This is a genomic window from Kitasatospora sp. NPDC002227 (assembly GCF_040296285.1).
Taxonomy (GTDB): Bacteria; Actinomycetota; Actinomycetes; order Streptomycetales; family Streptomycetaceae; genus Kitasatospora.
Genome location: NZ_JBEOWY010000061.1, coordinates 33,697 through 44,709, shown reverse-complemented (window position 1 = coordinate 44,709; position 11,013 = coordinate 33,697). Strand labels below are relative to the sequence as shown.

Annotated in this window: 11 protein-coding genes and 1 tRNA gene; 4 read left to right on the top strand and 8 right to left on the bottom strand. The window is 73.2% G+C overall.

Annotation, left to right across the window (positions count from 1 at the left end; translation table 11 throughout):
- Window positions 1-80: 80 nt before the first annotated feature.
- Window positions 81-764, bottom strand: a complete 684-nt coding sequence (locus ABT095_RS34265; protein WP_350533476.1) for a G1 family glutamic endopeptidase — start codon at window positions 762-764, stop codon at window positions 81-83.
- Window positions 765-1,003: 239 nt separating this feature from the next.
- Between ABT095_RS34265 and ABT095_RS34260 the strand changes: the two genes are divergently transcribed.
- Window positions 1,004-1,963 carry a LuxR C-terminal-related transcriptional regulator gene (locus ABT095_RS34260; RefSeq protein ID WP_350533475.1) on the top strand — a complete coding sequence of 320 codons (960 nt, stop codon included), beginning with the start codon at window positions 1,004-1,006 and terminating at the stop codon, window positions 1,961-1,963.
- A 157-nt stretch (window positions 1,964-2,120) separates the two neighbouring features.
- Here ABT095_RS34260 and ABT095_RS34255 read toward each other — a convergent pair whose 3' ends face one another.
- Together ABT095_RS34255 and ABT095_RS34250 are read right to left on the bottom strand one after the other, a co-directional pair.
- Window positions 2,121-3,554, bottom strand: coding sequence for a glycoside hydrolase family 5 protein (locus tag ABT095_RS34255; protein WP_350533474.1), 1,434 nt, complete (start codon window positions 3,552-3,554; stop codon window positions 2,121-2,123).
- A gap of 85 nt (window positions 3,555-3,639) precedes the next feature.
- Window positions 3,640-4,281, bottom strand: a complete 642-nt coding sequence (locus tag ABT095_RS34250) for a TetR family transcriptional regulator (RefSeq protein WP_350533473.1) — start codon at window positions 4,279-4,281, stop codon at window positions 3,640-3,642.
- A 169-nt stretch (window positions 4,282-4,450) separates the two neighbouring features.
- Here ABT095_RS34250 and ABT095_RS34245 point away from each other — a divergent pair, with 169 nt between their 5' ends.
- Window positions 4,451-5,683, top strand: coding sequence for an acyl-CoA dehydrogenase family protein (locus ABT095_RS34245; RefSeq protein ID WP_350533472.1), 1,233 nt, complete (start codon window positions 4,451-4,453; stop codon window positions 5,681-5,683).
- A gap of 7 nt (window positions 5,684-5,690) precedes the next feature.
- On the opposite strand, the gene ABT095_RS34240 is transcribed toward ABT095_RS34245, so the two are convergent.
- The 4 genes from ABT095_RS34240 to ABT095_RS34225 all read right to left on the bottom strand — a co-directional run bounded on the left by ABT095_RS34240 (window position 5,691) and on the right by ABT095_RS34225 (window position 8,512).
- Window positions 5,691-6,275 (bottom strand): phosphatase PAP2 family protein, encoded by a 585-nt coding sequence (locus tag ABT095_RS34240; RefSeq protein WP_350533471.1) that lies wholly within the window; start codon window positions 6,273-6,275, stop codon window positions 5,691-5,693.
- Window positions 6,276-6,490: 215 nt separating this feature from the next.
- On the bottom strand, window positions 6,491-7,264 hold the full coding sequence (locus ABT095_RS34235) for an enoyl-CoA hydratase/isomerase family protein (RefSeq protein ID WP_350533480.1): 774 nt from the start codon (window positions 7,262-7,264) through the stop codon (window positions 6,491-6,493).
- Between the two features lie 84 nt (window positions 7,265-7,348).
- Entirely contained in the window at window positions 7,349-7,768 is a 420-nt protein-coding gene (locus tag ABT095_RS34230; protein ID WP_350533470.1) for a RidA family protein, read from the bottom strand.
- A 189-nt stretch (window positions 7,769-7,957) separates the two neighbouring features.
- Window positions 7,958-8,512: a GNAT family N-acetyltransferase gene (locus tag ABT095_RS34225; RefSeq protein ID WP_350533469.1), complete on the bottom strand. Its 555-nt coding sequence runs from the start codon at window positions 8,510-8,512 to the stop codon at window positions 7,958-7,960.
- 72 nt (window positions 8,513-8,584) lie between these two features.
- Between ABT095_RS34225 and ABT095_RS34220 the strand changes: the two genes are divergently transcribed.
- Window positions 8,585-9,337: a TetR/AcrR family transcriptional regulator gene (locus tag ABT095_RS34220; RefSeq protein WP_350533468.1), complete on the top strand. Its 753-nt coding sequence runs from the start codon at window positions 8,585-8,587 to the stop codon at window positions 9,335-9,337.
- A gap of 168 nt (window positions 9,338-9,505) precedes the next feature.
- Here ABT095_RS34220 and ABT095_RS34215 read toward each other — a convergent pair.
- A tRNA-Arg gene (locus tag ABT095_RS34215) sits at window positions 9,506-9,578 on the bottom strand.
- Between the two features lie 772 nt (window positions 9,579-10,350).
- Between ABT095_RS34215 and ABT095_RS34210 the strand changes: the two genes are divergently transcribed.
- On the top strand, window positions 10,351-10,992 hold the full coding sequence (locus ABT095_RS34210; RefSeq protein ID WP_350533467.1) for a single-stranded DNA-binding protein: 642 nt from the start codon (window positions 10,351-10,353) through the stop codon (window positions 10,990-10,992).
- The last annotated feature ends 21 nt before the right edge of the window (window positions 10,993-11,013 follow it).

The following is an 11,013-nucleotide window of genomic DNA, read 5'->3' as shown; positions in this document are numbered from 1 at the left end:
ATAGCCGACAGCCGTCGCACTCAGGGAGCGCCTCATGGCCACACTTGTCCCCTCGGCCGCGCGGCCCCACCGACGGGCGGTCAGTACGCCGGGACGATGGAGAAGGAGCCGTTGCTCAGACCTGTCTCGGTGTACTGGCCGCTGTCGATCGCCTGGGGGTTGTAGGCGTCGAAGGAGTACCCGTTGACGGTGACGCCGGAGAAGTCGAGGCTGCTGAAGGACGGGTAGCTCTGCGAGGGGGACTCGATCACGGCCTCGGCGCTGACGTTGCGTCCGTTGATCCGCTGGCGGACGCTGTGGGTCCAGCCCTTGGCGGTGTCGGTCAGCTTGAGGGTGTAGGTGCCGCTGCCGCTGTAGACCACGGAGGCGGTGAAGGTGTCGCCGGCGTCCACCCGGTCGGAGAAGTACTGCGGCGGAGCCGGGTACATCTCGTACCAGCCGGAGTAGGCGGGGGAGCCGTTCTGGCAGTTGACCTCGACGCCGGTCTGCTCGACGGTCTGCGAGCCGTAGCCGTCGATGCCGACCCAGGGGGCGAACAGGTCGTCGGTGGAGTTGCACTGCACCTCTGGCATGGTCCAGGAGCCCGAGATCGAGCGGAAGCCGCTGCCCTGGGCGACGTAGCCGCCCCAGACGCTGCCCGCGTAGCGGTAGTTGCCGAAACCGTGGCCGGTGTCGCCCACGGCCTGGGCCGGGCCGGCCAGAGCGGCGCCGGAGACGGCGAGCGCCGCGGCGAGGGCGAGGCGGACGGAGCGGGGCAGGCGCATCGGGGGCTCCTCGTGGGGGTGGGGTGGCCGTCGCCCCGGGTGGGGCCGGGGATGCGACGACCGGTCCCGATCAGGCTGCGCGAGCGGGTGCGGGCCGCGGTAGGGGAGCCGGGGAGCCGGAACGCGACATGGCGGAAACATGTCATGGCGTAGACCTCTTGCTTTCCCGCTGGGGGAGGCGCACAGTCGGCTCTGGTCAGGGGCCCGGGTGGTCGGGCCCGGCCGGAGGGGGCAGGTCGTTGTCGGCTACGGGGGCGGGCGCGGGGATGTTCGCCGGGCTGGGGCTGAGCGGGCCCGAGCAGGAGGTCTACCGCCAGTTGCTGACCACCCCGGGCGGCTCGGTGCCCTGGCTCGGCGCCCGCTGCGGACTGCCGCCGGGCCAGGTGCAGCTCGCGCTGGAGTCGCTGGCCGGGCAGGGCCTGGTGGAGCGGACGGCCGGAGCCCGGTGGAGCGCGGTCCCGCCCGACGTCGCGCTGGAGGAGCTGCTGCTGCGCCGTGAGGTCGAACTCCGGCGGGCCCGGGGCCGGATCACCGAGCTGATGCGGACCTACCGGCGCAGCCGGCCGGGCGCCCAGGCGGGCGAACTGGTCGAGGTGATCAGCGGGTTGGACTCGATCGCCGAGCTGTGGCGGACCTTGCAACTGGGCGTGCGGGAGCGGCTGCGGGTACTCGACAAGCCGCCGTACGTGCGGCGCTTCGACCCGGAGACCGAACTCGCGGTGCTGCGGCGCGGGGTGACGATGCACGTGGTCTACGAGAGCCGCGCGCTGCGGGAGCCGGAGCGCCTCGCCGAGATCCGGGCCTTCGCGCAGGCCGGGGAGCAGGCCCGGGTGCTGCCCGAGCTGCCGCTCAAGCTGGCGTTGGTGGACGACCGCTGTGCGCTGCTGCCGGTGAGCGCCGGCAGTGAGCTGCAGAGTGTGCTGCTGGTGCGGCCGTCCTCGCTCCTGGACGCGCTGGTGGGGCTGTTCGAGCTGTACTGGTCGCACGCCATGCGGCTGCCGGGGGCCACCCCGGAGGGCGACCGGCACCGGCAGCTGCTGACCCTGCTGGCGGCGGGCCTCACGGACGAGAGCATCGCCCGGCAGATGGGGGTCTCGGCGCGGACGGTGCAGCGGTGGGTACGGGAGATGATGGACCGCTTCGGCGCGCGGACGCGCTTTCAGGCGGGGATCCAGGCCGCGCGGGCCGATCTGCTCTAGGGGGTGCACCCTTCACGGGCGCGGGGTACGGCGCGAGGTCGGAAGAGGCGGTCCTGTTCGCTGTCGCATGGAGTCAGTTGCACTGTCCCAGGGGCGCGAGGAACTGCGCGAAGCGGGAGGCCGCAGGCCGTGCATGGTCGGCAGCGCACGCAGCTGATCAAGCAGAGCCTCGCGCCCCCTGGGGAGTTACCGTCAGCGTGATGGTGTCGCCCCGGTGGGCCCCGGGGAAGCGCAGCAGGATGCGGCCCTCGCGGGTGCGGCGTTCGGCCGGGGTGCCGGTGACGGTGGCGGTGGGTGGGGCGGCTATCTCGGTCCAGGTGGTGGCGGTGGTGCGGGTGGCGGTGAAGGTGAGGGTGTAGCTGCCGTCGGCGAAGGCTTCGTGGCGGGGGGTGCCGGCCAGGGCGGTGGCGTACGGGGCGAAGGCGGGTTCGTCGCCGCGGGCCGGGCGGCCGTCCGCGCCGAGGCCGCAGTAGCCGCCGTCGGCCCGGCACCAGTACCACATGGTCCACCCGGCGGCGAAGCCGGACATCGCGGCGGTCTGCTGCTTGACCAGCTCGGTGTTGCCGGGCCGGCGGGCGTCCGGCGGCCCCCACTCGCCGACCAGCACCGGCAGGTGGTGGGCCTGCGGGTAGGCGGTGACGGCGGCGGTGTAGGCGGTGACGAAGCCGTCGGACGGGTCCCAGTCCTGGCCGGCCTCGACGGCGGTGGAGTAGAAGTGCGGGGCGTAACCGAGCCGCGGCGCGCCCGGTCGCGGGTCGTGGAAGCCGGGCAGGGCGGTCGGCACGCCCTCGCCGACCAGCACGGTGGGTTCGACGAAGAGCCAGGAGCGGGTGTCGACGGTGCGGATAGCCTTGATCAGGCGTTGGTACATCGCGGCCAGGCGGCCCTGCTCGAGGGCGGCGGAGGAGGAGGCGAGCACGGCCGGGTCGCTCGGGTCGCCGTCCACCGGGCCGAAGGGCTCGTTGAAGAGGTCGTAGCCGATCAGCGAGCGGTGGCCGCGCAGCTCACGCGCGATCCGGGTGTAGAAGTCGCTCTGCCGGCGCCGCAGGTCGGCGTCGTCGTACAGGTGCCGGAAGGCGGCCTGCACGGCGGGTTGGAAGTACCCGGCGAACCAGTCCTTCGGGTCCGGGACGAACGGCAGGCCGTCGTCGCGGGTGGCCCAGAGCGGCACGCCGTCGTCCCCGCCGCCGTACTTCGGGCCGAACACGTCCTGGTGGAAGTCGACCACGGCGCGCAGCCCGTACCGGTCGGCCCAGCTCATCACCTGCTGGAGGCGGGCGAGTTGGTGCGGGTCGAGCCGGCCGGGGGCGGGCTCCAGGCGGGCCCAGGTGATCGCGACGCGGACCAGGGTGAAGCCGTGCGCGGCGATCGCGCGGACGTCGGCCTCGGTGGTCTCGTCGTACTTGTCGATGTTGAAGCCGCGCAGTTGCAGGACCCGGCCCTCGGCGTCGGCGAAGAGGGTGCGGCCGTCGGGCGTGGTGACGGTGGCGGTGGGTTCGGGGGCCTCGGTCCGGGCCTGGGCCGGGGCGACGGCGAGGCCGGTCAGAGCGGCGGTGGCGAGGGCCAGGGCGGCGGTACGACGGACACGCACGGTGCACCTCTGCTCGGGGCGGGGGGTGGGTGGTGAGCGCCGATCCTGCCGTACCGCCCTGACCCGCACAAGAGGTGAGGGGCACTCACGTTTGCTCGGTGCCGTGGTTCGTCGTCAGGGGGACGGGCAGGTTGGCGGCGGCGGCCAGCCGGCCCCAGAGCAGGTCGGCCAGCGCCTGCACCATCCGGGCGCGGGAGCAGGGGCGCTGCTCCAGCCACCAGTCGCCGGCGGCCAGCACCATGCCGCTGATCGCCCGCCCCCAGGTCTCGGCGAGCAGCTCGCGGTCCGCCCCCAGGTCGACCTGGCCCTGCACGGCCTTGGTGATCTCGTCCGCGATCTGCTGCAGCGCCGGGGCGAGTGCGCTGCCGATGCCGGAGGGGTCGCCGGGCTCGGGGTGGGTGAGCAGCCGGTAGATCTGCGGGCGGGACTCGATCCCGGCGAGGTAGGTGTCGAGCACCTTCTCGACCAAGTCCCGCCGTTCGAGCGGTTCGGCGAGTGCGGCGCGGATCGCGGCGAGCAGCCCGGAGGTGTGACGCTCGGTCAGGGCGCGGATCAGACCGTGCCGGTCGCCGAAGTGCCGGTAGAGGATCGGTTTGGTGATGCCTGCCTCGGCGGCGATCGCGTTCATGCTTGCGCCGGGCCCGAATTGCTGGACGGCGCGGTCCGCGGCGTTCAGAAGCTGCTCACGGCGGGGCTCGCCGGTGGCCGGGGCGGCGGAGTCGGGCAAGGGGGCGCTCCTCGGTGCGGGCCGCTGACGTGGGCGGGCCGTTGACATGCCTCGCCAATCAGTAGCAGACTCCTGCTGATGTTACCCGAGGTAACACCCTTGGTGGCGTGGGCATTCGCTCCTGAGTGCCGCATCCTCCGCCCCACTCCCACCGACCGGAGGTCCCAGCATGAGCACGTTCTCCCTCGACCCGGGCCCCGACCAGATCGCGGTGCGCGACTGGATCCACGGCTTCGCCGCCGATGTGATGAGACCGGCCGCGGCTGAGTGGGACGAGCGCGAGGAGACGCCCTGGCCGATCATCCAGGAAGCCGCCAAAATCGGGCTGTACTCCCTGGACTTCTACGCCCAGCAGTACTTCGATCCCTCCGGCGTCGGCATCCCGATCACCATGGAGGAGCTGTTCTGGGGCGACGCCGGCCTCGGGCTGGCCATCGTCGGCACCACGCTGGCCTGCGTCTCGGTGCTCGCCAACGGCACCGACGAGCAGATCGGCACCTGGGCCCCGCAGATGTTCGGCACTCCGGACGACGTGAAGGTGGCCGCCTTCTGCTCGTCCGAGCCCGACGCCGGCTCGGACGTCTCGGCGCTGCGCACCAAGGCCGTCTACGACGAGGCCAAGGACGAGTGGGTGATCAACGGCACCAAGACCTGGGCCACCAACGGCGGCATCGCCCACGTGCACGTGGTGGTCGCCACCGTCGACCCCGTCCTCGGCGCGCGCGGCCAGGCCTCCTTCGTCATCCCGCCGGGCACCCCGGGGCTCTCCCAGGGCCAGAAGTTCAAGAAGCACGGCATCCGCGCCTCGCACACCGCCGAGGTCGTGCTGGACGGCGTCCGGGTGCCCGGCAGCTGCCTGCTCGGCGGCAAGGAGAAGCTGGACGAGCGTCTCGCCCGGGCCCGCGAGGCCGCTGCGAGCGGCGTGAAGGGCAAGGGCGCCCGCAACGCGGCGATGGCCACCTTCGAGGCCTCCCGCCCGGCCGTGGGCGCCCAGGCGGTGGGCATCGCCCGGGCCGCGTACGAGGTCGCCCTCGAGTACGCCAAGACCCGGGTGCAGTTCGGCCGCCCGATCGTCGAGAACCAGGGCATCGCCTTCCAGCTGGCCGACATGAAGACCCGGATCGACGCGGCCCGGCTGCTGGTCTGGCGGGCCTCCTGGATGGCCACCAACAACATTCCGTTCGAGGCGGCCGAGGGCTCGATGTCGAAGCTGTACGCGGGCGAGACGGCGAAGTGGGTCACCGCGCAGGCGATGCAGATCCTCGGCGGCAACGGCTTCACCCGGGAGTACCCGGTGGAGCGGATGCACCGGGACAGCGCGATCTACTCGATCTTCGAGGGCACCAGCGAGATCCAGCGGCTGGTGATCGCCCGGAGCATCTCGGGGATGCCGATCCGGTAGCTCCTGCCTACCTGCTCAGCCAGAAGGCCAGGCCGGCCGAGCCGGCGCCGACCAGGGCGCCGACCACGGTCTGGGCCCGGGTGTGGTCCCGCAGCACCACGCGGGACCACGCGATCACCGCGACCAGCGGGTAGCCGAGCAGCCACCAGGGCCCGAGGGCGATCGCCAGGCAGGCGATCGCCCCGGAGGCCACCGCGGTGTGGACGGAGACCTTCCACCACACGGTGATCACCATGATCGGCACCAGCGAGGCGAGCATCGCCACCACCATCGCCGTCATGTCCGCCGGGGCACCGGCCAGCAGCATCACGCCGAGGCTGGTGAGCACCGAGAGCATGATGAACGGGATGACCACCAGGCGGCGCCGGCGCTGGCCGACGTGCCGGTCCTCCCAACGGCCCTGGCGCATCCCGCGCCGGATGAACCAGGTGGGCAGGACGGCCGCGAACACCACCGCGAACAGGCCCCAGCCCACCCCGGCGAACCCGTACCGCAGGGCGCCGAGCACCGGCAGCACCGCGATGATCACGTTCTTCGGCTCGACGCCGTCGGTCACCCGGCGGGCCCAGGCGGTCGCGGGGGCGGTGATCATGCGGGGATGCTCCTGGGGGCGGGCGGGCGGGCGGTCAGTCCGGCTGATCCTATGGTGATCCGACCGACCGTACGTAAGGGCCCCGGTGGTCCTCGGGTGCTGGGCGCCGATGGCGGGGCCGCTGCTGTGCACGCTCGTCACGGCCGGTGAGCGCGGGCTGCTGAGGATCCTGGCGGGCCGTCGGGGCAGGGGCTGTCCTCCAGGCGGGCCGCCGGTCAGAAACGCGGCTCGCGCCGTTCGAGGAAGGCGGCCAGGCCCTCCCGGACGTCCGGGGCCTGGCGGGACTCTCGCTCCCAGGGGGCCAGTGCCGCCGGGGCCTCCTCCGGCGGGCCGGCCAGCGCGGCCTTGACGGCGCCGATGGTCTGCTGCGAGCGGCGGGCCAGCAGCCGGGCGAACTCGAGGGCGCGCTCGTCCAGCCGCTCGGCGGGCACCACCTCGTCGACCAGGCCGAACAGCTCGGCCCGGCGGGCGTCCACCAGCTCGCCGGAGAACAGCAGGTACTTGGCCCGGGCCGGGCCGACCAGCCGGGCCAGCCGGACGGTCGGCACCGCCGGGTAGACCACGCCGAGCTTGGCGGGAGTGATCCCGAGCCGGGCGTCCTCGGCGGCGAACCGCAGGTCGCAGGCGGCGGCCAGCTGGCAGCCCCCGCCCACGCAGAAACCGTGCACCACGGCGATGGTCGGGTGCGGGAAGGCGGCCAGCGCCTCCTCGGCCCGGACGCCGAGCGCGTGGTACTCGTCCGCCGCGGCCGGCGAGCCGTAGACCTCGGCCAGTTCGGCGATGTCCGCGCCCGCGCTGAAGGTGCCGCCCGCGCCGGTGAGCAGCAGCGCCCGGACCTCCGGCTGCGCGGCGAGCTCGTCGAGGACGGTCGGCAGGGCCCGCCACATCTCCTTGGTCACCGCGTTGCGGCGCTGCGGGCGGTCCAGCACCAGGGTGGCCACGCCGCCCGGGGCGAGCCGGGCCCGCAGGCCGTCCACCCCGGTGTCCACGGGCCTCCAGGCGGCCACGGGCTGCTCGGACTGGGTGGTGTGCGACGGCAAGGGGAGCCTCCCGGGCCTTTCGGTGAGTGGCCTTCAGCCTTCCACAGCGGCCGAGGGCGGCACCACGGCCGTCGCTGTGATCTCCACCAACTGGCCGGTGTAGCCGAGGGTGGTGACCCCCAGCAGGGTGGAGGTGTGCGGGCCGTCGGTCAGGCCGGAGGCCTTGACCACCTCCCAGACCACGGAGAGCGGCTCGGGCGCGTCGGCGACCACGTACACCGTGGTCGCCACCACCTGCGAGAAGTCGCTGCCGACATGGGCCAGCGCCGCCAGCAGGTTGGCCAGCACCTGCCGGGTCTGGGCCTCGAAGTCGCCGGGGCCGACCAGCTCGCCCGCCGGGTCGAGCGGGACACCGCCGGCCAGGAAGGCCAGGTGCTCGCCCGCGGCCACGACGGCCGCGTGGGCGTAGCCGGGCGGCGGGAAGAGGGTGGGGACGACGCTGTGCTGGGCCATCGGCGGGGCGCTCCTCGGGTCTGGGCAAGCCGGTTGTACGGGCGGCCAGCCGGCTGTACGGGCGGGCCAGCCGGTGGTACGGGCGGCCAGCCGGATTCTGCGCGGGAGGGCTCGCGCTGTCATCCGGTTTTCGGCCGACGGTCCGTCAGGTGCCCGGGAGTGCCTGGGAGTGCCTGGGAATGCCCGGGGTCAGGCCTTGGTCTCGGCGGGCCACTCGTGGCTGAGCAGCGACCACAGCTCCTCGTCGTGGCGGACCCCGTTGTGCAGGTAGTACTCGCGCAGGACGCCGTCGAGGTGCATGCCCATCCGCTGGGCGACGGCGCGGCTGCGCAGGTTGTGGGTGGTGTTCCACCACTCGATGCGGTGGATGCCGCGCTCCCGGAAGGCGTAGTCGATCAGGCGCCGGACGGCCGCGCTGACCAGGCCGCGCCCCTCACCCGCGGGCTCGGTCCAGACGCCGATCTCGCACTGGCCGGCCTGGGCGTCGAAGCGCACGAACATCACGCCGCCGACCAGCGTGCCCTCCAGCCAGATGCCGTAGATCCGCCCGGTGTCGGTGGCCTGGCGGTCGGCGTAGCCCTGCAGCGTGGCGCGGGCGGAGTCCAGGTCGGTGGAGCGGGAGGCCCAGGGAATCCAGGGGTCGACGGTGGCCCGGGCGCGGTCCATGTGCGCCAGGAACTCGGGCGCCTGCCACGGCTCCAGCGGGCGCAGCTCGGCGTCGGGGGCGAGCGGGATCGCGTACATGGGGCCTCCGGGAGAGGGTGCGCCCTGCTCGGGCACAGTACATAACAAACGTTTGGTAGGTACCATACCCTCATGCCGCCTGCCCGTGGAGATCATGAAGCCCGCCGAGCCGAAGTCTCCGAGGCGGTGTGGCAGGTGCTGGCCGAACGCGGCTTCGGCGGCCTGACCCTGCGGGCGGTGGCGGCCCGGATGGGTGCCTCCACCGGCCTGCTCACCCACTACTTCTCCGGCAAGCGCGCCCTGGTGGCCTACGCGCTGGACGTGCTGGAGAAGCGCAACGAGGAGCGGGCCAGGCCCGCGACCGAGGCGCTGACCGGGCGGGCGGGGGTGGACGGGGGCTCGACGGACGGGGCTCCGACGGACGGGGCTTCGACGGACGGAGCTTCGGTGGTGGGCGCCTCGACGGCCGAGCCGTCGGGATCCGAGGCGCCGGGCTTCGAGGTGTCGGGGTTCGAGCTGCTGCGGGCGGCGCTGGTCGACGTGCTGCCGGTGACGCCGGCCGGGATGGCGAGCAACCGGATCTGGGTGGGCTCCTGGGACGCGGCGCTGGTGGACCCGGAGCTGTCGGTCGAGCACGCCGAGCGGTACCGGCGCTCGCGGCGGCGGATGGCCGAGTACGTGGTGCGGGCCCAGCAGGCGGGCGAGCTGCCGGCCGAGCCCGCGGCGGCGGACCTCGCGGCAGGGGCGCAGAGCTTCGTGCTGGGGCTGGTGGTGCAGGCGCTGTTCGCCCCCGGGGAGTTCCCGCCGGAGCGGCAGGTGGCTCTGCTGGACGCGTACCTGGACGGGCTGCGCGGCGGCCAGCCGGGTGCTCCGACCGGGGGTTGACAGCGGCCCGGACCGGGTGATCGGCCGAGGGCGGAGCCCCTGACTTCCGGCGGGGGCAATCCGCCGGACGGCGGGGGAGCGGGCCCGCGAGGCGGCGGGGGCGGCGCCGGGGCGCGCCCGTGAGCTGGGAAAACCGCCGGGCGCGGGGCCGGCGGCGCGGCTGAGCGGTGCCCCCAGCAGGATTCGAACCTGCGACCTACCGCTTAGAAGGCGGGTGCTCTATCCGCTGAGCTATGGGGGCGTGGCGGGCGTCGGCCCGGTGGGGGCGTCGGCCTGATGGGGGCGGTGGGCCCTCGCCCGGCCCGCGACTGGACGTTCCGGGACAGGATAAGGGGGCCGCGATACTCCCCTTGGTCTTCCGGCACCGCGCCGGGTGTGTCGACCTCGGTGAGCGGTCCGATAATCGCAGGTAAGCGGCTGGGTATGCAGCGGTCTGACGGGTTCCGGTGTGGGACGTTGTGCAGTCGTTACGGGGCTGCAACCTCACCCGTTATGGATTCGGTGCGGACAATGCCCGGGAAGGCCGGGCGGGTGGGGGCGGATTTCGCCGCCGCTACTCGTTCCGCCGGTCGGATGACATGCTCCGACCTGCTCCCCGGCCACCCGTTCGGCGCTCGGATGCGGGCCCGTGGTCGGACGGTAGGCGGGCGTGTACAGCGCGTACGGACGGCTGGGTGGTGCTGGGGCCGCGCCGTGCCTGGCCTCGGGGGATCTTAAGGGTGACCTTAGTTGTCATGATCAGGGAAGGCCAGTCGGCGGACCGGCCGGGGAGCGGGGCCCGGGCGGTGGACCGGCCGGGGCGCGCTAAACCCGGAAGCGCCCTTTTCCGAATCGGACTCACTCCGGAGAGTGATGCGAGTTATCCACATGCCCGGGTTATCCACAGATTTACCGAAGGGCTGGTGCGGTTTTCCGGGCCGGGTCACTCTCCTCGCATTGGCGATTCCGCTCGGTGATTTTCGGGCCGGGAGTCATGGAACTCGCGCGGAAGTCGGGCAGAAGGAGAGTGCGTCATGAACGAGACCTGGGTGACGATGGCCGGCATTGTCGCAACGGGGGTCACTTACAAGCAGACCCCGGGTGGTGTGCCGGTTGCGAACTTCCGAATGGTCGTGACGGAGCGGCGTTTTGACCGTACGGCAGGGGAGTGGGTCGACGGGGACGCGATCTGGGTCACGGTGGTGGCCTGGCGTGGTCTTGCGGCCAATGTGGTCAGCTCGCTCAGCAAGGGTGATCCCGCGGTGGTCTGCGGCCGGCTCAGACTCAGGGAGTGGGGCGAGGGCGAGAAGCACCGCTGCGTGGTCGAGCTCGAGGCCCGCGTGATCGGCCACGACCTCGGGCGCGGTACGTCGGCCTTCCGGTGGGCGGTGCAGTCCAGAGCCGAGCAGGTGGCGGGCCGCGCCGGGTCGGTGGGCCCGGGCGGCGCGGCTGAGCCGGGTGAGGCCGAGCCGGCCGAGCCGCCGGTGCCGGCCTGGATCGCGGCGGCGGTCGGAGTGTGCGGAGCGGAGCGGGCGGGCGGCTCCGGGGCGGAGCCCGACGGATCGGTCACACCCGTCGGCGCGGCCGTGCTCGCGGCGGTCGAGGAGGTGGTCGACGCGGTGGGGGCGGAGTCGGGTAACGAAATTGTGTGCAATGACCGAGTGCCGGTCGGTTGAGCGCTCCCGGCGGCAGCCCGG